The 20,800-nt window shown below is 42.5% G+C and carries 18 protein-coding genes; 6 read left to right on the top strand and 12 right to left on the bottom strand.

From position 1 onward, the window contains the following. Positions 1 to 23: 23 nt before the first annotated feature. Positions 24 to 1,250 (bottom strand): nucleoside recognition domain-containing protein, encoded by a 1,227-nt coding sequence (locus SWP_RS12740; protein WP_020912906.1) that lies wholly within the window; start codon positions 1,248 to 1,250, stop codon positions 24 to 26. A 112-nt stretch (positions 1,251 to 1,362) separates the two neighbouring features. On the opposite strand from SWP_RS12740, the gene rsmF reads away from it, so the two are divergent. Continuing rightward, positions 1,363 to 2,787, top strand: coding sequence for a 16S rRNA (cytosine(1407)-C(5))-methyltransferase RsmF (gene rsmF, locus SWP_RS12745; RefSeq protein ID WP_044556428.1), 1,425 nt, complete (start codon positions 1,363 to 1,365; stop codon positions 2,785 to 2,787). Positions 2,788 to 3,044: 257 nt separating this feature from the next. Here rsmF and SWP_RS12750 read toward each other — a convergent pair whose 3' ends face one another. The 8 genes from SWP_RS12750 to apbC all read right to left on the bottom strand — a co-directional run bounded on the left by SWP_RS12750 (position 3,045) and on the right by apbC (position 9,490). Beyond that, positions 3,045 to 3,833, bottom strand: a complete 789-nt coding sequence (locus SWP_RS12750; RefSeq protein ID WP_044555903.1) for a TatD family hydrolase — start codon at positions 3,831 to 3,833, stop codon at positions 3,045 to 3,047. A gap of 41 nt (positions 3,834 to 3,874) precedes the next feature. After that, positions 3,875 to 4,201 (bottom strand): PilZ domain-containing protein, encoded by a 327-nt coding sequence (locus SWP_RS12755; RefSeq protein ID WP_020912910.1) that lies wholly within the window; start codon positions 4,199 to 4,201, stop codon positions 3,875 to 3,877. 6 nt (positions 4,202 to 4,207) lie between these two features. Next, positions 4,208 to 5,125 (bottom strand): DNA polymerase III subunit delta', encoded by a 918-nt coding sequence (holB, locus tag SWP_RS12760; protein WP_020912911.1) that lies wholly within the window; start codon positions 5,123 to 5,125, stop codon positions 4,208 to 4,210. Between the two features lies 1 nt (position 5,126). Next, a complete protein-coding gene (tmk, locus tag SWP_RS12765) occupies positions 5,127 to 5,771 on the bottom strand; it encodes a dTMP kinase (protein WP_020912912.1) in 645 nt (214 codons plus the stop codon). Next, on the bottom strand, positions 5,768 to 6,778 hold the full coding sequence (gene mltG / locus SWP_RS12770) for an endolytic transglycosylase MltG (protein WP_020912913.1): 1,011 nt from the start codon (positions 6,776 to 6,778) through the stop codon (positions 5,768 to 5,770). Before mltG ends, tmk begins: the two co-directional genes overlap by 4 nt. Next, positions 6,775 to 7,593: an aminodeoxychorismate lyase gene (gene pabC, locus SWP_RS12775; RefSeq protein ID WP_020912914.1), complete on the bottom strand. Its 819-nt coding sequence runs from the start codon at positions 7,591 to 7,593 to the stop codon at positions 6,775 to 6,777. Before pabC ends, mltG begins: the two co-directional genes overlap by 4 nt. Before the next feature lie 131 nt (positions 7,594 to 7,724). After that, entirely contained in the window at positions 7,725 to 8,363 is a 639-nt protein-coding gene (udk, locus tag SWP_RS12780) for a uridine kinase (protein ID WP_020912916.1), read from the bottom strand. A gap of 11 nt (positions 8,364 to 8,374) precedes the next feature. After that, positions 8,375 to 9,490 (bottom strand): iron-sulfur cluster carrier protein ApbC, encoded by a 1,116-nt coding sequence (apbC, locus tag SWP_RS12785; protein ID WP_020912917.1) that lies wholly within the window; start codon positions 9,488 to 9,490, stop codon positions 8,375 to 8,377. Positions 9,491 to 9,650: 160 nt separating this feature from the next. Between apbC and metG the strand changes: the two genes are divergently transcribed. Continuing rightward, positions 9,651 to 11,687, top strand: a complete 2,037-nt coding sequence (gene metG / locus SWP_RS12790) for a methionine--tRNA ligase (RefSeq protein ID WP_044555904.1) — start codon at positions 9,651 to 9,653, stop codon at positions 11,685 to 11,687. A gap of 67 nt (positions 11,688 to 11,754) precedes the next feature. Here the strand turns inward: metG and SWP_RS12795 are convergent, their stop codons facing one another. Then, complete coding sequence (locus tag SWP_RS12795; protein ID WP_020912919.1) at positions 11,755 to 12,507, bottom strand: Nif3-like dinuclear metal center hexameric protein; 753 nt, start codon at positions 12,505 to 12,507, stop codon at positions 11,755 to 11,757. A gap of 293 nt (positions 12,508 to 12,800) precedes the next feature. On the opposite strand from SWP_RS12795, the gene SWP_RS12800 reads away from it, so the two are divergent. From SWP_RS12800 to ilvN, 4 genes are all read left to right on the top strand, one after another. Further along, positions 12,801 to 13,142, top strand: coding sequence for a hypothetical protein (locus tag SWP_RS12800; protein WP_044556429.1), 342 nt, complete (start codon positions 12,801 to 12,803; stop codon positions 13,140 to 13,142). Between the two features lie 1,147 nt (positions 13,143 to 14,289). Then, complete coding sequence (locus SWP_RS12805; RefSeq protein ID WP_020912921.1) at positions 14,290 to 15,462, top strand: multidrug effflux MFS transporter; 1,173 nt, start codon at positions 14,290 to 14,292, stop codon at positions 15,460 to 15,462. Positions 15,463 to 15,822: 360 nt separating this feature from the next. Continuing rightward, entirely contained in the window at positions 15,823 to 17,544 is a 1,722-nt protein-coding gene (locus SWP_RS12810) for an acetolactate synthase 3 large subunit (RefSeq protein WP_020912922.1), read from the top strand. Beyond that, complete coding sequence (gene ilvN, locus SWP_RS12815) at positions 17,544 to 18,038, top strand: acetolactate synthase small subunit (RefSeq protein WP_020912923.1); 495 nt, start codon at positions 17,544 to 17,546, stop codon at positions 18,036 to 18,038. The genes SWP_RS12810 and ilvN overlap by 1 nt, the downstream gene beginning before the upstream one ends. A gap of 83 nt (positions 18,039 to 18,121) precedes the next feature. On the opposite strand, the gene SWP_RS12820 is transcribed toward ilvN, so the two are convergent. Further along, the gene (locus SWP_RS12820) at positions 18,122 to 18,562 is read right to left on the bottom strand and encodes an Hsp20 family protein (RefSeq protein WP_020912924.1); all 441 of its coding nucleotides are present in this window, start codon (positions 18,560 to 18,562) and stop codon (positions 18,122 to 18,124) included. A gap of 299 nt (positions 18,563 to 18,861) precedes the next feature. Beyond that, positions 18,862 to 20,574, bottom strand: a complete 1,713-nt coding sequence (ushA, locus tag SWP_RS12825; RefSeq protein ID WP_020912925.1) for a bifunctional UDP-sugar hydrolase/5'-nucleotidase UshA — start codon at positions 20,572 to 20,574, stop codon at positions 18,862 to 18,864. Positions 20,575 to 20,800 lie beyond the last annotated feature (226 nt).

The raw sequence follows: 20,800 nt of genomic DNA on the forward strand, positions 1-20,800 counted from the left end.
TTTCATAGCAATAAGATCACCCATTAACCATAAAACTGGTAACACACCAAGATCGCAGCCACTATACCCGCTAGATCGGCAAATAAACCGCAAGCAAGAGCATGCCTACCATTGCGTATTCCAACGGCACCAAAATATACCGCCAACACGTAAAACGTCGTTTCTGTACTGCCTTGCAATATTGCCGCAAGGCGTCCAGCGAAAGAGTCAACGCCATAGTATTGCATAGTCTCAAGCATCATTGCTCTTGCACCGGAGCCACTAAATGGTTTCATCATAGCGGTAGGCATGGCATCAACGAAGCGAGTGTCGCCGCCTGCAAATGCGACAATCCCTGCCAATGTATTTAATAGATAATCAAGCGCGCCAGAAGCACGCAGTAATGCTATCGCTAATAACATAGCAAGTAGATAAGGAATGAGCTTTATAGATTGGGCAAAACCCTCTTTTGCTCCTTCAATAAACTCATCATATACAGCAACCTTACGCAAACCCGCAACCAGTACAAAGCTGAAAATGAGAAACAGTAAAATACCATTACCCATTGCTGTACTCACCTCCCCGATAGCTGAAACTGTAAGGGTTGATAAGTAAAACATCAAAGCCGTTAACGTGGCCAAAATTCCTGCAGCATAGGCAATCACCACCGTATTTAAAATTGATAAACGCTGCACAATAGCAACGGCTAGTACGCCCGCTAACGTTGATGCTGACGTAGCCAATAAGATAGGTAGAAATATATCAGCAGGTGCTGCCGCCCCTTGCTGCGCACGATAAAGAAATACCGTTACTGGCACCAATGTGATGGAGGAAGTATTGAGTACCAAAAACAAAATTTGTGCATTGGTCGCAGTGTGCTTAACAGGGTTTAAAGACTGAAGGTCTTGCATCGCCTTTAAGCCTAACGGAGTGGCTGCATTATCAAGCCCTAGCATATTAGCGGTTAGGTTCATGGTCACGCTGCCATAGGCAGGGTGTCCTCTAGGCACCTCGGGCATCAAACGTGATAATAACGGCTCAAAAGCACGAGAGAAAAAAGCCACTACCCCAGCCTTTTCGCCGACTCTCATAAGACCCATCCACAAACAAAGTACCCCAATAAGGCCTAACGCTATTTCTGCGGCTAATTTAGCACTTGAAAAAATGGCTGTAACACTTTCGCTTAGTACGCCAAAGTTACCACTTAGTAATTGTATAAAGATGGCAGCCAATGCTACTGCAAAAAAGCTAAACCAAATCCTATTTAACACTCACTATCCCTCTGCTGATCAAGTGCTACGCGACACTCTTCCATACATGTGCTCCCACTATATCTATGTTTCAGTATATAATCAGACTACTTTATCGCATTACCTTCGGCATATGGCTCATTTTAATCAAAATTTTATCAATAGCATCAAACAAGATCTTCCTTCTCACCTCTGCATGGAAGATTTTATCAGCTACAGCAGTAAGCCACTGCGTCCCTCTATACGTGTAAATACACTAAAGATATCAAGCAAAAATTTTATCAAGCTAATGACGCCTAAAGGTTGGCATTTTGATCCCATCCCTTGGTGTGAAAATGGTTACTGGATTAAATTGGACCAAGAAGTCCAACTCGGTAATACCATAGAACATCTGCAAGGACTGTTTTATATCCAAGAAGCCAGTTCTATGTTACCGCCAACGGCACTTCTTTCCGTTGAGCAACATGATGCTCAACAATATGTATTAGACATGGCGTCGGCCCCCGGTTCTAAAACGACACAAATTGCCGCTTTAATGGGGAACAAAGGCCTACTTGTAGCAAATGAATACTCCGCCAGTAGAGTCAAGGTGCTGCATGCGAATATCGCTCGCATGGGCGTAGCAAACTGTGCGCTAACACACTTTGATGCTCGTGTATTTGGCGAGTATATGTTTGAAATATTCGACTCCGTATTACTCGACGCTCCTTGTAGCGGTGAAGGCACGATAAGAAAAGATCCTGACGCATTAAAGAATTGGGACAATAATGATGTAAAGGGAATTGTAGATACCCAAAAGGCACTTATTGACTCTGCTTTTCAATCATTGAAAGCCGGCGGTGAACTGGTTTACTCAACCTGTGCACTAAGCCGACAAGAGAACCAGAATGTTTGCGACTATTTAAAGCAACGCTACCCCGACGCTGTTGAGTTTATTAATCTGTCTTCACTGTTTCCTGGCGCAGATAAGTCTTGTACCGAAGAGGGCTTTTTGCATGTGTGGCCACAAATATATGACAGTGAAGGCTTTTTTGTAGCAAAAATAAAGAAAGTTTCTTCAATAGAGCGGGTATTGCCTGAACCTAAAAAACAAAAGAACTTTCCATTTGAAAAGGCGTCTGCTAAAAAAATTGCTGAAATAGTCGAATATCTAAAAACATCATTTGGCATTGTTTTACCAAGTGAAAACGGTATCTACGTTCGAGACGCAGAAGTATGGCTTTTCCCAGAAGACTTCCATAAACTCATCGGCAAAATGCGCTTTCAACGTATTGGAATGAAATTAGCCGATGTGCTAAAAAAGGGATTTAAAGTAAAGCATGAGGCGGTATTAGCCCTAACTTCCCCGAACACAATCGAGCTTACCGATGATGAGGCACAAGTATTTTTAATGGGCAGAGATATTACCTTGAGTGAAAAAGTAAAGCCTCAAGGCGAGACCATTGTCAGTTATGCTGGAGTATCTTTGGGAGTGGTAAAACACCTAGGCAATAAGTTAAAAAACAACCTTCCCAGAGACTTAGTTAAAGATAAAATAGCGCGCTACGAACAGTCGTAATCTTTAGTTACATATAGACAAAACATAGTTAAAAAAAAATATGCCGAAATGGGAATGCTCTACTACACTCTATAACATTGGTTTGAACAGATTTTGAGCAACCAACAGATTTTAACCTTAAACGGTTGACACCAGTAGCGCACGGCTCCTAGAGAGCCATTCCCCTAGACCCAGAACAATTGGAATAGTTTTGGGTCTTTTTTTGCGTGTTTTTTACTAGGTTACAGCTTACAAATCCTAAAACAGAGAAATAAGCATTATCTGCCCGCAAGGCGTGCAGCATCCTTAAACAAGTTGAAGAAGTTTTCAGTTGTGTACTCAGCCACATCAGGGTACTTTTCACCTCGAAGCTCAGCAACAAACTCGGCGACATCACGAACAAATGCTGGCTGGTTCTCTTTACCACGATGGGGAACAGGAGCTAAATAAGGCGAGTCGGTTTCAACCAGCAATCTATCTTTTGGGACCTTTCTAATCACGCTACGAAGTTCGCCAGCATTCTTAAACGTCACAATGCCTGAAACCGAAATATAAAACCCCATATCTATTGCTGCTTTCGCCATTTCCCAGCTTTCAGTAAAACAATGCAATACGCCACCGACGGTATCCGCATTGCCACGCTTTAAAAAGTTGAGCGTATCTTCTCGAGCATCACGGGTATGAATTATTAAAGGTTTTTTCACTTTAACGGCCAATTCAATTTGCTGTTCAAAGCAAGATTGCTGTAATGCTTTTGTCTCATTGGCATAAAAATAATCAAGCCCTGTTTCACCAATTGCAACCACCTTTTCATCACGGGCGAACTGCTCTATTTCTTCAACATTAAGGCCATCTTGGACATCTAATGGATGCACGCCGGCAGATAGAAATACCTCCTCGAATGAGGCCATTTTCTGCTTCATCTCTATAAAGCCTTGCTGCCTAACGTTCACGCAAAGGAAGTAAGCAATATCACGTGCTTTGGCAGCACTAATGATATTTTTTAGTGAGTCTTGATCTGGCGCCGTTTTAAGACGATCTAAATGGCAATGTGAATCGATTAGCACAGGTAAATCCAACAAGCAAAAAGGAGAGCAAGTCTACCGAGCTACATAGTGCAGGTCAAATCTGAAGAGGATAGTTCATGTGACAATAACTGTTCGATATGGTGTTTATGCATATCAGGTTCAGAAATAATTTTAACGCCTATGCCAGCTGGGCGGCCACCAGGAGCACCGAGAGGGTTTATCCAAACAACAGAGCCCTCAAACTGCATCTTTTCAGTCGTTCCAGGCAATCGATAAACCACTGACAATGATTGCCCTAAAACAAAGCTATCCGTGCTGCCAATAAATAACCCCGCCGGCTTTATAAAAGGCATATAAGCCCGATATAGCTGGTGCAAAGTGTCAAAATTAACAACAAGATTTGTCATAAAAAATTAGCGTTCCATTAATTGAGTATATTCCAGCACAATGCTTTCAAATAAGCCCAGTACATTAATTGTTGGCATTACTGAAAGCCGTGTTTCTTGCTGCATGATTTTAGCGGAAAATGTGACAATCGCTGAGCGTTTTAACGGCTCAATAGTGCTGTCTGTAACCAATTTTCTATGCAGTACGAGATATAAAACTTTAATAGCGTCAGAAACTTGCTTTTCATTTACATTTTGTAAACTAGCACAGAGCTGCTTTGACGACAAACTTTCAATCCAACCTTTTCTAAACGCTAAAAGGCTTTGGTAGCGGCCTGTTTCAATCGCCGACACAATGGCTAGCGGTCCACCAACGACTGGTAAGCTCCAACTATAATCAGCAGATGTTTTTAATTCATCGTTGAGCCAAGCCTTTACTTCAATTCGTGTTGGATGTTTCACCTGCACTCGCTGACAACGACTACTTATCGTCGCCATCAATCGACTTGGCGAGTTAGCTTGCAACAGCAATATCGTTTCTTTACCTGGCTCTTCAAGTGTTTTAAGTAACGCATTCGCTGAAGCCTGATTGAGTCGCTCACAATTTAATATCACAGCTACACGTCGACCGCTCTGCTGAGCAGTCGTGGTTAGTTTCTGGCATAAGCCCCTAATCTGGTCGACTTTTATCTGCGCGCCATCAGCCTCTATTTGATAAAAGTCTGGATGACTATTAGCCTCTACTAGCTGACACGCTTTACAAAAACCACAGGCACCTGTTTGCCCAAGCTGGCTACATAGTGCCGCTTTTGCCAGATCCAGAGCGAGGATTTCACCGCCATAACCAGCATCTAAGCCGATAAGATAAGCATGTGCAGCTTGTTGTCGCTTTAACTGTGCATTAAATGTATCACTCGCACTTTGCAACCAAGGTAACTGTTGCATGCTACCAAGCCTGATCTTGTAAGACGGCGATAATATCTTTGTGCACAGCAGCCATACTTTGGCTTGCATCGATGATCATGATTGAATCATCATTATCTGCATATGACAAAAATGTCGCACGGGTGCGATTAAAAAATGCTAACTCTTGTTGCTCAATACGATCCAACGCTCCACGATTCGCCGCTCGCGCTAAGCCCAACTTTGGGTCAATGTCGAGGTAAAGTGTCAAATCAGGCTTGAAACCTTTTAGCGTCGCTTCACTAATTGACGAAACTAGCGGCATTAGCCCACGGCCGCCGCCTTGGTAAGCAAGTGACGATAAATTATGTCTATCACCTAAAACCCATTTACCTTCTGCAAGTGATGGTTTAATCACATTGGCGACTAACTGCGCTCTAGCTGCGTAGAAAATTAAACATTCAGCTTCATCACACAAGGGATCTGATTCATTCGCAACCTTTACCAAGTCACGCATCTGCTCCGCAAGTGGTGTGCCACCGGGTTCACGGGTGCATACAGGCGCTTGACCTGTGTGCTTTTCAATAAAATCACGAACTAATGCTATGGCGCTCGATTTACCCGCCCCCTCTAAACCCTCTATAACAACGAATTTTGCTTTTCTAACCGTGGTTGATTCTATAGTCATCGATTTCTCTGATATTTATTCACTGCTCGATTATGCTCTTGCAATGTTCTTGAAAATACATGGCTGCCATCATTGCGAGAGACAAAATAAAAATAATCCACATCAGCTGGATTTGCTGCGGCCTGAATTGCTGCAAGACTCGGCGCAGCGATGGGCGTAGGTGGTAAGCCATTAATTCGGTATGTATTAAATGCTGTTTTTTCTCTTAGATCTTTGCGGGTAATATTGCCTTCATAGCGTTCACCCATGCCGTAAATAACAGTAGGATCTGTTTGTAAACGCATGCCTTTATTTAGTCGATTAATAAATACAGCAGAAATCCAAGGACGTTCGCTTGCTTTACCAGTCTCCTTTTCGATTATCGATGCAAGGATCAGTAGCTCATATGAGGATTTTAAAGGCAGGCCTTCTTGACGACTATTCCAAGCACTTTCCAATTCAACTTGCATTTTTCGATAACTTTCTTGCAATAATGTCAGGGCTGAATTATTTGCTCTGTAATGATAAGTGTCTGGAAAAAACTTACCTTCAACTAATCCTGAATTGTCGTCATTGTCGAGCAAAATTTGCGCGAACAGCCCTTCATTAAACTTAAGCTTGGGTTGTTCGAGTAATTGCTGTTGCCACTCTTTGACCGTTTGCCCTTCTAGTAAGGTGACTGCAAAAGATTTTTCTCGCCCTGAGACAATTTTTTCCAGTAAGCTAGTCACCGTATCCTCAGGCTCAGCATCATAAAGGCCAGATTTTATCTGTGCTAACTCAGGATTTAATCGTACTAACCATTTTAATTTCCAACCATCATCTTCAATGAGGCTTTGCTGCCTAAGAAGCTGACTAAACTGGTTAAATGAGGTGCCCCTTTGGATCTCTAACTCCTGAGTTGCGTCTATCTCTAGCGGTGATTGGGCAAACTGAGTTAACGTTTGGTAGCCCCAGTATCCCCCAAGCGCAGCAATAGTAAGTAGCGTAAACCCCGTCGCTAAAAAACCAATTAAAAATTTCTTCATAATGTCAGATTAAGTCGCTCTCTTAATAGGGATGTAAAAGGTGCTTTTTGCAAAATATGCTGGTCTATTAAATTGATATCAACAACGCCAAGTAAACTGTTGGTCATAAATGCATGTTTAACATTAGACAGATTACTCAGATTCATCTCAGTGATTGAAACCGTTAAGTTCATTTCCAGTAGTTGATAGATGACCTGCTCTCTCATCATGCCAGCCACACCAGCATAAGCAAGTTTTGGAGTCTCTATGCCAACCTCGGTTTCAAAAAACAGATTTGCCATCGATGATTCAATTATATTGCGCTTGCTATCGAGTACTAACCAGTCGTCATACCCATCAGCAAGTGGCACCGATTTGATCAGCACCTGCTCCAATCGATTACAATGTTTAATTCCAGCTAAACGAGGTTGCCTTGCCAATAAAACATCTGAAGATTGCAAGCTAAGCCCTTGGCTTTGCCAGCTTTGGTAAACATCAGGAAATGGATGAACCGATACAACTTCATTAATAGATTGATTGCTATTGGGTGGCGTATATCCTCGCCCCCCAACACCACGAGATAACAACACTTTAAGGCACGACTGGGGATTTTGTTGGGCACACTCTAACATTAATGCACGAAGGCTCTGGGACGGCTGCCAGTCAAAACCCAAGCGCTTTGCGCCTTGAGTTAATCGCAGAAAGTGAGATTCAACGAATTGAATCTCACTTTTGTTTACTCGCATAGTTGCAAATAGCCCATCACCATAGGCTAACCCCCTATCTAGAGGGTTAATCGTGGCATCAGGTTGTCCGTTAACCCAAATTGTCGACATTAGCTATCCTAACTAATTTTGCCTGCACGGCGACTGGTTGAATTTTTGATATGACACTATGCACCCTGAATATAGAATCGTGTTCAACAGACTGCTCTACGACTGTTAAACGCATAGTGACCATCGTTAACTTATTTTGCTAACAGGTGCTGTATACGCGCTTTAAGAATATCAGTCGCGATACGGTTCTTACCACCACGCGGAACAATAATATCCGCATACTGTTTAGACGGTTCAATGAACTGTAAAAACATTGGACGCACAGTTTCAGTATACTGAGACATAACAGATTCCATCGTTCTGCCACGTTCAGCCACATCGCGAGATAACCTTCGCATAAAGCAGATATCAAGAGGTGTATCCATAAACACACTCGCATCCATTTGGTCGCGCAGAGCTGGATCGGTAAGCAACAAGATGCCCTCAAGAATAATCACTTTTTTTGGGGTCAAGTTTACTTTTTCATCAGTGCGGGTATGTTCTGTATAACTGTAAACAGGAATATCAACTGGATTACCGTCTTTAAGCGCTTGTAGATGTTGACACAAAAGCTCATGGTCCAATGCTTTTGGATGATCGTAATTGGTTAGCACTCGCTCATCCATCGACAAGTGACCTTGGTCACGATAGTAGGCATCTTCGGCAATCACACCGATTTGGTCAGTGCCAAGATCACGGCATAACTCTTCATAAATCGTTTTAGCAATAAGGCTTTTACCTGACGCAGACGCACCAGCAATGGCGATTACAACACATTGTTTTGAATTCATTTTTTAAAACCTTACTCGTCGTCAGATATGCTTATAGATACTTTAGATTGCGCTTGGCATAACGCAAGTTGTGCGCCCACTTTTCTAGCTATTTCACGATAAACATTAGAAACTTGGCTTTCACTATCTGCAATAACAGTTGGTCTGCCCTTATCAACGTCTTCGCGGATATTCAATTGGAGCGGTAGCTGTCCCAATAAAGGAACATTGTAACGGGTTGCCATTTTTTCTCCGCCATCAGCACCGAATGGATGGTCTTTATGACCGCACTCAGGGCACAGGTGGAAACTCATGTTTTCAACAATACCCAATACAGGAATATTAACTTTCTGGAACATGCTGACACCTTTTTTAGCATCAGCGAGCGCAATATCTTGTGGGGTTGTCACAATAACTGCGCCACTAACAGGTACTTTTTGCGACAAGGTTAGTTGAATATCACCCGTCCCAGGTGGCATATCAATCACCATGTAATCAAGTTCTGGCCACTCGGTTTCAGTAAGCAACTGTACCAAAGCACCGGCAGCCATCGGGCCACGCCATACCGCGGCTTGGTCACCATCTAACATAAAGCCAATTGACTGTGCAGCAATACCATGTGCCTCAGCGGCTGTCATTATCTTGCCATCAGGTGAAACCGGTTTAAAATCTTCAACGCCTAACATCATCGGAATTGACGGACCGTAAATATCGGCGTCTAAAATACCTACACGCGCACCTTCAGCAGCCAGTGCTAATGCAAGGTTTACCGCCGTGGTTGACTTACCCACGCCGCCTTTTCCTGAGGCAACTGCAATGATTTGCCTAATATTCGGCAGTGGCTCTACCGCACTAATCGCCGATACTGTCTCAGGTTGAAAATCAATTTCACATTCAACTTCATCAATTGCATCCAGTACTGCAAGTTCTTTGGTTACTGCCATAACAATGTCTTGATACTGCGTTTGACAAGGATATGAATAACACAAGCCCAATTGCAGGCGCTTGCCTTCAATCGCAAGCTTAGTCACCATGCCAGCGCTTAAAAAGCTTTTGTTTAAATATGGATCTTGGAACGCATCAAGAATGGCTAAAACAGGACTGAGAAGATCATCACTGAGATGATAGTTTGGATGAGTTGAAGACAAAATGGAGACCCCCTAAATATGATTTGCGCAATTGTACCAGAAATTAAAACAAACATTAGTCTAGATTTACCACAGTTACGCTAGGATTTAATGAAACTATGCATTGGATCGGTTAGTATCTATTCCATTCTATTTAGGTTCCCAGCGATTTCGAGAAAAGATGTCAAATTCACAACGTAAAATCTTAGTCACTAGTGCACTTCCATATGCCAATGGTCCAATTCATTTAGGCCACATGCTGGAGTACATTCAAACCGATATTTGGTCACGCTTCCAAAAGTTACGTGGACACGAATGTCACTATATCTGCGCCGATGATGCTCATGGCACCCCTATTATGCTTAAAGCCCAGCAGATGGGCATTGCGCCAGAAGAGATGATTGCTCAAGTTCAGAAAGAGCATGAAAAAGATTTTGCTGATTTCAATATTCAATTTGACAATTTCCATAGCACTCACAGCGAAGAAAACCGCGAGCTCGCCAGTGAAATCTACGTCAAGTTACGTGATTCAGGTTATATTAAAACCAAAACTATTTCACAGTTGTTCGATCCTGAAAAATCGATGTTCCTACCAGATCGTTTCGTTAAAGGCACTTGCCCAAAATGTAAGAGTGAAGATCAATACGGCGATAACTGCGACAACTGTGGTGCAACTTACAGTACTACAGACCTATTAAACCCATATTCTGCCGTTTCTGGGGCGACTCCAGTGATGAAAGATACCGAGCACTTCTTTTTCGACCTACCCGCTTTTGAAGGTATGTTAAAAGAGTGGATCAACTCAGGTTCTTTACAACAGGAGATGGCCAATAAACTTAGCGAGTGGTTTGAACAAGGCTTACAACAGTGGGATATCTCTCGTGATGCCCCTTACTTTGGTTTCGAGATCCCGGATGCTCCAGGTAAGTTCTTCTATGTATGGCTAGATGCACCAATCGGTTACATGGGCTCATTTAAGAACCTATGTGATAAGCGCGATGACTTAAACTTCGATGATTTTTGGAGTAAGGACTCGACTGCTGAAGTGTATCACTTCATCGGTAAAGACATTGTTTACTTCCACAGCTTATTCTGGCCAGCAATGCTCGAAGGTGCCGGCCTTCGCAAACCAACCAGTGTTTATGCCCATGGTTACGTCACAGTGAACGGCGCTAAGATGTCAAAGTCTAAAGGCACGTTTATCAAAGCCCGTACTTACCTTGATAACCTAGACCCAGAATATTTACGTTATTACTATGCGGCTAAACTAAGCAGTAGGATTGATGACCTAGATCTAAACCTAGAAGACTTTGCTCAGCGGGTTAACTCCGATCTAGTCGGTAAATTGGTTAACCTTGCTTCACGTACTGCTGGCTTCATCAGCAAGCGCTTTGATGGCAAGTTGGCAAAAATCGCCGATAGCAGCTTAACTGACTGCTTCGTCGCCAAGCAGGAAACAATTGCGAACCTATACGAAACACGTGAGTACGGTAAAGCGATGCGTGAAATCATGGCTCTCGCCGATGTGGCTAACGCTTATGTTGCTGATGCAGCGCCTTGGCAGCTAATAAAAGACGAGGCTAAGCAAGAAGAAGCACATCAAGTTTGTAGTAATGCGCTTAACTTGTTCCGTATCTTAGTGACTTATCTAAAACCGGTATTACCTAAACTAGCTGCAGATGTAGAGACTTTCCTTAAGATGGAACTGACTTGGGACAACATCAATGCCGATTTAGCAGGTCACGAAATTGCTAAATTTAAAGCGCTTATGCAACGAATTGAAATGAAGAGCATTGAGGCGATTATTGAAGCTTCGACTGAGAACCTTCAAGTGGCCGCAAAAGAAGCTCCAAAAGCTGAACAAACGGAACTCGAGAAAGAGCCGTTAGCCGACGAGATTAGCTTTGATGATTTTGCCAAAATCGATCTGCGAATAGCACTTATTGCTAAAGCAGAGCATATTGAGAAAGCCAACAAACTACTGCGTTTAGAGCTAGATTTAGGCGGCGAAACTAAGCAAGTTTTCGCAGGTATAAAGTCTGCTTATTCACCGGAAGACTTAATTGGCAAGCACACCGTTATGGTTGCAAACCTCGCGCCACGTAAGATGAAGTTTGGTGAATCAGAGGGAATGGTACTCGCTGCGGGCCCTGGTGGAAAAGATATTTGGATCTTAGAACCACATGCTGGCGCAAAACCTGGCATGCGCGTGATGTAGTTATCACACTCTCATTAAAAAGCCGCTCCAATAGAGCGGCTTTTTTGTATCTTTTTATCAATAAGCATTACACAGGATTACTGATATCAACGAAGTGATGCGTTAAGCCAAATTTAGTGGCTAAATGCTTACCTAACGCCTGAATGCCATAAAGTTCTGTAGCATGGTGCCCAGCTCCATAATACTGAACATTCTGCTCTACTGCGCAGTGATAGGTTCTCTCTGACGCCTCTCCACTAATGAACGCATCAATACCAAGCGATGCTGCCACATCAATATAATCTTGAGCCCCCCCAGTACACCATGCAATCGTTTCCACCAAGCTTGACTCATCACCAAGATGTAAACATTCACGCGATAAAGTGTGTGATATTGCTTGTGTTAACTCTTTCGCTAAAACAGGAACACTCAGCTCACCGCGCCAGATTAACCCTTGCGCCTGTCCTTCAATGGCCCTAGCATTATCAATACCAAGCACTTTACCTAACTGTGCATTATTGCCCACATCAGGATGTGCATCTAATGGCAAATGGTAACCATAAAGGTTAATATCATTAACCAACAGGGCTTTTATTCGCTTTTGCTTCATACCAACAATAACTTCAGCTTCGCTTTTCCAAAAAAAGCCATGGTGAACCAAAATAGCATCGGCATCTAACTTAATGGCTTCATCGATCAGTGCTTGGCAAGCGGTAACTCCTGTCACGATAGTACCGATCTCTTTTTTACCTTCAACTTGCAACCCATTTGGAGCGTAATCCTTAAAATTTGCTACTTGAAGATACTCCGCCAAATACTGGCTTAATTCTGTCCGCGTCATCTGCTCATCCAAAAGTAAATCATTTCTTTGTATATATTGTCGCTTTTTCTATCCAAACAAGCCAATACAAGTTCAAATCAACCACCATTAGACTACAAAAATTGGAAATGGCTTTAATAACACAATCAACCTCGCCCAAATAGAGCCTACTTTGACTCACTTAATCGCTATGAAATGTCTAAATCATCATATAAATGAAGCCATTTGTGGTGAAAATTGGACTTTTTAGTGCATTAAACGATAAAATCACGCCAAACCTTCATGTAACACACAAAAACAAACAGGTTATTATTATGTCAAAACTGACCAAAGAAGAGGTTATCAGCACACTTGAGGCTGCACTTGCGAAGCAAGAAGGCCAAGCTGTTAAAATTGAACAGAAAGGTAGCTGGTACAAAATCGATGGCGGTAAATCATTACGCTTCAGCGATTTAGAAGCGATGTTGGCTGAAATGGGTGGCGATAGTGCCCCTGTGGCAGCTAAAGCCGAGAAAAAAGTAGCTGCGAAACCTGCCGCTAAAAAAGCACCAGCTAAAAAGGCTGCGAAACCTGCGGCAAAGAGCGGTGGCAAAACACCAAAAGAACTTTGGCGTGAAAAATTAGCCGGTAAAGGTCAACTACCTCGCGGATTCTAAGGTAATCGTTTAAGCAATTAGCAGTCTTCGTTTATTGCTTAGTTTGTATCAGCGCTCACCTAAGCTCTCATACAAGCATACATATCGAAACTAAAAACTCCGTTACGGTTAAAGTAACGGAGTTTTTCATTTTTAATAAGTATAAAGATTTGATCACTCAGCCGAAATTTAGCAGTTTTAAGGTAAAATCATTAATGACTCCACGGTAACGGCGCTTTCATTCTCTATCTAAGATTTTAGCAGTCGCTAAGTTCACACAATAAAAACAGCTTTAACGCTCAGGAAGAAAGCAGCTTCTGGTAGGTATAACCTTCTTCATTGTCTTATACCAATTGCATTAAGTATTTGACCAGTTCAGAGCCCCTCAGTCTTTTCAATTCAAAGCGCATTGGTAAAGAAATGGTTGTTCCCTTTTAAGCCAATGCAAAGCAGAAGTGGAAAGACTGAGGAACTCACGTAGTGCGGGTTTCAAAACGCTGTATGATTCGCTATGGGATTTGGATATAGAATAACTATTAGCTCAAATCCCACTACTTTCCTACAGCGTTTTGAATTCCCGCTGAATGGTCAAACTTTTAATGGAATTGGTATTAATAGATGCTTATACCAATTGCATTAAGTATTTGACCAGTTCAGAGCCCCCTCAGCCTTTTCAATTCAAAGCGCTTTGGTAAAGAAATGGTTATTCCCTTTTAACACAATGCAAAGCAGAAGTGGAAAGACTGAGGTGCTCACGAAGTGCGGGGGTCAAAACGTTGTATGCTTCATTATAGGTTTTGGATATAGAATAACTATTAGTTCAAACCCCACTACTTGCGCACAGCGTTTTGAATCGCCGCTGAATGGTCAAACTTTTAATACAATTGGTATTACAAATAGAGCGACTTTTTAGAATGATTAACACTGATTTTTGATTGGTTAAATGTTTTGAAAACGGTACTATAGTGTCGTTACCCACTCTATTGTCCCGCTATAGGTTTTAGGTGGGCTAATCCTAGCCAGCAGTACCGACAACTCTTTTCTTTAATACAGTCAAATCTTATCGACTTACGAGTAAGTTTGTCCCAGCTTTAACCATCGTATAACCCGCAACATCAAAGAGGTATAATTGAAAAACACGCCTGAAAAGCAAACTAGCCACGTTGGAATGCCAAACTTAGCTCTGCTCATCCCCATGCTCGCCGCAATTGTCGCGATTACGCCGCTCGCTATCGATATGTATTTGCCAGCAATGGCAACACTCGCAAACAGTTTTGATACAGGCATAACTCTAGTCCAGCAGTCTCTCAGTTTATATCTGGCAGGTTATGCGTTAGGAATGCTATGTTTTGGCCCGTTGGCTGACAGGTATGGTCGCCGAAAAATGGTCATAATAGGACTCACAGGTTTTATGATAACCAGCTTTGCATTAGCATTTGTGCAATCAATAGAGGCCTTTCTAACACTCAGATTCTTCCAAGCCTTTATTGGCGCAGCAGCAACTGTCGTTGTTCCAGGCTACATCAAAGAGGTTTATGGCAAAAACACCGCCAAAGGTATGTCTTATGTAAGCCTGATCATGATGCTAGCGCCGCTTATAGCGCCTAGTATTGGTAGCTTGATACTAGAGTTGGGCGAGTGGCACCTTATTTTCTTCATTCTCGCCTTCTATGCTTGTGCTTTACTTATCTTAGTGTGCCTTAAATTAAACATGCCAAGTGACTCTGACTCCATGAGCCGCAGCAGCAAATCCTTTTTTGGTGCCTATGCCACAGTATTCACAAAACCCGGCGTAAAGCTCAACATTACCTGTGGTGTATTAACCTCGTTCGCCTTTTTCTGTTATTTAACAGCTTCCCCTTTCGTCTATATGGAAGTTTTTGGTTTAGATAAGTCACTTTTTGCGATTCTGTTTAGCATTAATGTTGGTGCATTGATGCTTGCCAATGTCGTCAATAGCAAGATAGTTGGGCGCTACGGTTCAAAAAGAATGCTGCGAGCATCGACCATCATGGGCGTTTTCGCAGCAAGTGGCTTGCTGTTAGTTAATATGCTAGATCTTAACTATCTGTTCACCGTCATCATGTTGTTGCCGCTCATGGCATGTTTAGGTGTAATGTCTGTCAATGCTGACGCTATCGTATTGATGAAATTCCAACAAGAAACCGGCACAGCTACCGCTGTAATAGGTACACTCAGGTTTGGGTTTGGTGCTGTAGCTGGACCACTATTAGCACTGTTTTACACCGGTACCGCAGTACCATTTTCGGCCTTAATGCTTGCTGCAGTCATTTTGGTTGGTTTATGCCAATTACTGGGTAAGCGCGAACCTAGGGGTTAAATGAAATAAAGACTCAGCTTGGAATAAGCCACTGAGTCTGTTTACCCTTGCTTGTACAACTTTTTATCATTTCCCGCTTAAGTTATTCACTTATCTAAAGGCTTTCCTGTAAACGATATTGAAAATTCTTCATTTAGAACGATTTAATCCTATTCTCTGCTTGTAATCATTTGAGTATTTTATATGATGAACTTGGCTTCAAAAAGCCATTGCTGCACAGGTAGTCTGTGATTAATGTTTATCTTTGAGAGACACAGCAAAACGAGGCAAGGATCACCGTCCAAGCTTAATTATTAGAGCGATTACCGTCGCTGTAGCTAGATACTGCATACCGTAGCGGTAACTTAGAAAGGAAATATTATGGAGAAGCTATCAGGCGCCAGTATGGTTGTCCGTTCTCTTATCGACGAAGGCGTTAAACATATTTTTGGCTATCCAGGTGGATCAGTTTTAGATATTTATGACGCTCTGCATGAAAAATCCAACATTGAACATATCCTAGTTAGACACGAACAAGCGGCTGTTCATATGGCAGATGGCTACGCACGAGCAACCGGCGATGTCGGTGTTGTGTTGGTCACTTCTGGTCCCGGCGCAACCAATACCATTACAGGTATCGCAACGGCCTACATGGATTCAATTCCGATGGTTGTCATTTCGGGTCAAGTACACAGCAGTCTAATTGGTAATGACGCATTCCAAGAGTGTGACATGATCGGTATCTCAAGACCCGTTGTTAAGCACAGCTTTTTAGTCACAGATCCTCGAGACATTCCCGCGATTATCAAAAAGGCGTTTTTCATTGCAGCTAGCGGCCGCCCAGGCCCTGTGGTGGTTGATGTACCTAAAGATTGCATGAACCCAGAAATATTGCATGAATATCAGTACCCTGAAGATATTTCGATGCGCTCTTACAACCCAACTACCACAGGTCATAAAGGCCAGATCCGTAGAGGCCTAAAAGCCCTATTAGCAGCTAAGAAGCCGGTTCTGTATGTTGGCGGTGGTGCCGTTATATCAGGCTGTGACAGCCAAATTTTAGCACTTTCAGAAAAACTTGGGATCCCAGTGGTAAGCACATTAATGGGGCTTGGTGCATTTCCTGGCACTCACCCAAATAGCGTCGGTATGCTAGGCATGCACGGCTGCTATGAAGCCAATATGACCATGCACAATAGCGATCTTATTTTTGGTATTGGGGTTCGTTTTGACGATAGAACGACCAATAACGTTGAAAAGTACTGCCCTAATGCCACCATCTTGCATATTGATATTGACCCCTCTTCAATTTCAAAAACGATTAAAGTTGATATCCCAATTGTTGGTTCAGCCGATAAAGTATTGGACGAGATGCTTGCGCAAATAGAAGCTAATGATTTTGGCATTAGTGATCCTGCAGCCAATGACCATTGGTGGAGCGATATTGCACAATGGTGTGGCCGTAAAAGCTTAGATTACCAAACATCTAAAGAGAAAATTAAACCACAGCAAGTGATTGAAATGATGCACAAGCTGACTAATGGTGATGCATATGTTGCTTCTGATGTAGGTCAGCACCAGATGTTTGCCGCACTTTATTATCCTTTTAATAAACCACGTCGTTGGATAAACTCTGGCGGTCTCGGCACCATGGGCTTTGGTTTACCTGCCGCCATGGGGGTAAAGCTTGCGAAACCTGATGAAACCGTTATCTGTGTAACAGGAGATGGTTCTATTCAGATGAATATTCAAGAGCTATCCACAGCGCTGCAGTATGATATTCCAGTCAAAATCATTAACCTGAATAATCACTTTTTAGGCATGGTCAAACAGTGGCAAGATATGATTTATGCTGGTCGTCATTCACAATCTTATATGGATTCAGTACCGGATTTCGCTAAAATCTCCGAAGCATATGGCCACGTAGGAATGACTATCAGCGATCCTGCTGAGCTAGAGTCAGGCTTAGAGAAAGCATTTGCGATGAAGGACAAACTAGTATTTGTCGACATTCATGTTGATGAAACAGAACACGTATACCCAATGCTAATTCGTGGTGGTGCGATGAATGAAATGTGGCTGAGTAAAACGGAGAAAAGCTAATGCGTCGGATTATATGTGTATTACTAGAGAACCAATCGGGCGCACTTTCTCGTGTGGTAGGGCTATTTTCTCAGCGTGGCTATAACATTGAAACCCTAACCGTTGCGCCAACAGAAGATAAAACACTGTCTCGTTTAACGATAGCGGTCAATGCAGATGAAGCCATTCTAGAACAGATTGAAAAGCAACTTCATAAGCTTATTGATGTGCTGAAAGTGTCGAATATTACTGAGTCAGCGCATATAGAAAGAGAAGTTGCACTGATAAAAGTGAAAGCTAAGGGAGAATACAGAGAGGAAGTTAAACGCCTTGCTGATATTTTCCGTGGGCAAATCGTAGATGTCACTCAAAGCCTTTATACAGTACAACTCATTGGTACTAGCGAGAAGCTTGATGCTTGTATTGCTGCACTGACAGATGTTACCAAGGTGGTTGAGATCTCACGCTCAGGCGTTGTAGGCCTAGCTCGCGGTGAAAAATCGATGCGTGCTTAATATGTAACCCTCATCCATTAAAAAGGGAGTCGTTAGACTCCCTTTTTATATTCAGCTTTTCAATAATTAGCCAAGAGGGCTATTTATTTTGCATCTAATATTCTTGAACTACCTATCTCAATTTTTCTAGGCTTTAATGCCTCAGGGATCTCTCTTTTAAGATCAATATTAAGTAAGCCATTTTCAAGATCTGCGCCAATGACAGTAACATAATCTGCAAGCTGGAACGTGCGCTCAAATCCGCGCTCAGCTATACCTTGATATAGGTACTTACGCTCTTCGCTCTGCTCTGCTTTGGTGCCTTTTACCAGTAACTTATCCCCTTCACTGGTGATATCGAGTTCATCCATGGTAAATCCCGCAACGGCCATGGTAATGCGATAGCGGTGTTCATTGAGCAGTTCGATATTGTAGGGTGGGTAGCCTGAATTGCCTTTGTTTGACGCGGCATGTTCAGCAAGTTGTGCCAAACGGTCAAATCCAATAGCGCTACGGTAAAGTGGTGTTAGGTCGTAATTTCTCATGATATATCCTTTTATAAAGCAATATAGGTAATTTTATTGGCCGACTTATTCAACATATGAGTGGAGGTCGCACCGGGCTAATTTCACTAACTTTATCGACCCCGAAGGCATCGTAATTTGGTCAGCTAGGAACCTCTTTGAGCGTTCCATAATTAATATATGTAGCCAATATTTTGCTTTTCAAGGGACACTTAACAATTATTTTTAAAGTTTCTGCTATCTACAATTTTTTGCATTCAATGAGCAACTAGCATAAAAAAGCAGCCATTAGGCTGCTTTTCTCAATCGAACTTAATGCATTATAGCTGACATGCCATAGTGCTGTTACTGTTCAAGAACTGAATATCACCATCTACAGGCGCAAAGTCTGCAACTTTAATGTCACCGATATCTTTAATGTAGGTGTACATCACTTCAGCATCAACATAACCAGTCATTACAGGAGTCAGTTCAGGGTAGCCATCACCGCCTGCGGCATTGTAGCTAGGAACCGTGAAGCTATACATGGCGTCTGCAGCGTAGCCTTTACCGTTAATGTCATTGATTGTAACAGTCTTCGCTGCACAATCCACATCCATCTTAATACCAGCAAGTTGCGGGTAAGCACCTGAACCTTCAGCACCAATATCGACAGTAGCTACAACGTTTAGGTATTCGGTAATCTCAGCACCTGTAAGTGTACTCTTAGTGATAGAGTTGCCAAACGGTTGGACAGTAAGAACATCTTTGTAGGTAATTTCACCGGCTTCGATAGAGTCTCGTACACCACCAGAGTTCATCACTGCGAAATCAGCATCCACTTTAGAGCGTTGAGCTTCAGCAATTAGCAGACCAAGGTTAGTTTGTTGGGTACGAACTACGCCACGATCGCCTTCTAGCTTACCATCTGTAGAACCGATAATTTCAGATAGACCTTCCTGACCTTTATCTTGGTACTGTTGCAAAATTTCAAGCACTGTAGCATCTGGAGTAATTGCTTCACCAATTAATACGCGCTCGCCCTCTTCATTTTTCTTCTTCAAGTTTACAGGGATTAACTTGTAGCTTGCTAAATGCAGTTTGTCGTTGAAGTATTCAAAATTTGCTTGACCAACATACTTACCCCATTCATGAGCTTGCATGATAAATGTGCCGTTCTGAACGTCTGGCTTACACTCTGCACCTGCAGTAAATTCTGGATCGTATGCATCACCTTCCATACAAACAGGATTCTGAGAGTGACCACCTATGACGGCAGCAAGTTCGCCTTCAGCCATCGCACGAGCAAGTGCTACATCACCCGGCGCGTTATTGCCGTGAGCACCATCAGCATAGTGACCCATGTGAGTCGTTGCAAACACTAGGTCAGCTTCGTCAGCATCCTTAATATCTTTAATAACTTTCTTAAGCTCTACCTTCGGATCTGTAAACTCTAGGCCACTAACGAATTCTGGATTAGCAATTTTAGCAGTGTCTTCAGTTGTTAAACCAACAACTGCGATACGAATACCATTTACATTGAATACTTTATAGGCATCGAAGTAACGAGTACCCGACTCTTTATCATAGATGTTTGCCGCAAGCATTGGAAAGTCAGCCAGTTCACGCTGCATGTCAACCGTAGTTAAAGGATTGTCGAATTCATGGTTTCCGACTGCCATGGCGTCATAACCCATCAAATTCATTCCTACAAAATCAGGGCGAGCATCTTGCAAGTCTGATTCAGGTACGCCAGTGTTTACATCACCACCAGATAGTAAAATAGTTTCGCCACCAGCCGCTTCCACTTCGGCACGGATCTGATCGATCAATGTTTTACGCGCAGCCATACCATATTCGCCGTATTTGTTTTCGAAGAAACGGCCATGGTTATCGTTAGTGTGTAGTACAGTGAAGATAGTACAAGCTTCGCCAGCTTCTGCACACGTAGCAGGCAATACAACTTCTTTATTGTCATCATTATCGCTACCACATGCTGTTAACGCCGTAACAACAGCAGTCGCGATTAGTCCTTTAATTAAAGTCTTTTTCATTACAATCAACCCCTTGATTATTTTTATGTTTTTGCAACATTTTATATATTCGGCAGAAATAACCCTATTTACGCCGTGAATCATCTTAGCAAAGATTATGCTTTATTTGTGTCACATTCATTACATAAGATGATCCAAACCACTCTTTTTTAAGCATTTTGTTTCACAGGCTGTATCATTTACAGAACAGGGGGAGGGGGAGTGAATTAATTATCTACTACTAATA

This window comes from Shewanella piezotolerans WP3, assembly GCF_000014885.1.
GTDB classification, from domain to species: Bacteria; Pseudomonadota; Gammaproteobacteria; order Enterobacterales; family Shewanellaceae; genus Shewanella; species Shewanella piezotolerans.

Bases quoted from the DNA above. Each gene is read 5' to 3' on its own strand.
- rsmF (WP_044556428.1), top strand. From the start codon at position 1,363: ATGGCTCATTTTAATCAAAATTTTATCAATAGCATCAAACAAGATCTT.
- SWP_RS12755 (WP_020912910.1), bottom strand. From the start codon at position 4,201: ATGACAAATCTTGTTGTTAATTTTGACACTTTGCACCAGCTATATCGG.
- holB (WP_020912911.1), bottom strand. From the start codon at position 5,125: ATGCAACAGTTACCTTGGTTGCAAAGTGCGAGTGATACATTTAATGCA.
- tmk (WP_020912912.1), bottom strand. From the start codon at position 5,771: ATGACTATAGAATCAACCACGGTTAGAAAAGCAAAATTCGTTGTTATA.
- mltG (WP_020912913.1), bottom strand. From the start codon at position 6,778: ATGAAGAAATTTTTAATTGGTTTTTTAGCGACGGGGTTTACGCTACTT.
- pabC (WP_020912914.1), bottom strand. From the start codon at position 7,593: ATGTCGACAATTTGGGTTAACGGACAACCTGATGCCACGATTAACCCT.
- udk (WP_020912916.1), bottom strand. From the start codon at position 8,363: ATGAATTCAAAACAATGTGTTGTAATCGCCATTGCTGGTGCGTCTGCG.
- metG (WP_044555904.1), top strand. From the start codon at position 9,651: ATGTCAAATTCACAACGTAAAATCTTAGTCACTAGTGCACTTCCATAT.
- SWP_RS12795 (WP_020912919.1), bottom strand. From the start codon at position 12,507: ATGACGCGGACAGAATTAAGCCAGTATTTGGCGGAGTATCTTCAAGTA.
- SWP_RS12800 (WP_044556429.1), top strand. From the start codon at position 12,801: ATGTCAAAACTGACCAAAGAAGAGGTTATCAGCACACTTGAGGCTGCA.
- SWP_RS12805 (WP_020912921.1), top strand. From the start codon at position 14,290: ATGCCAAACTTAGCTCTGCTCATCCCCATGCTCGCCGCAATTGTCGCG.
- SWP_RS12810 (WP_020912922.1), top strand. From the start codon at position 15,823: ATGGAGAAGCTATCAGGCGCCAGTATGGTTGTCCGTTCTCTTATCGAC.
- ilvN (WP_020912923.1), top strand. From the start codon at position 17,544: ATGCGTCGGATTATATGTGTATTACTAGAGAACCAATCGGGCGCACTT.
- SWP_RS12820 (WP_020912924.1), bottom strand. From the start codon at position 18,562: ATGAGAAATTACGACCTAACACCACTTTACCGTAGCGCTATTGGATTT.
- ushA (WP_020912925.1), bottom strand. From the start codon at position 20,574: ATGAAAAAGACTTTAATTAAAGGACTAATCGCGACTGCTGTTGTTACG.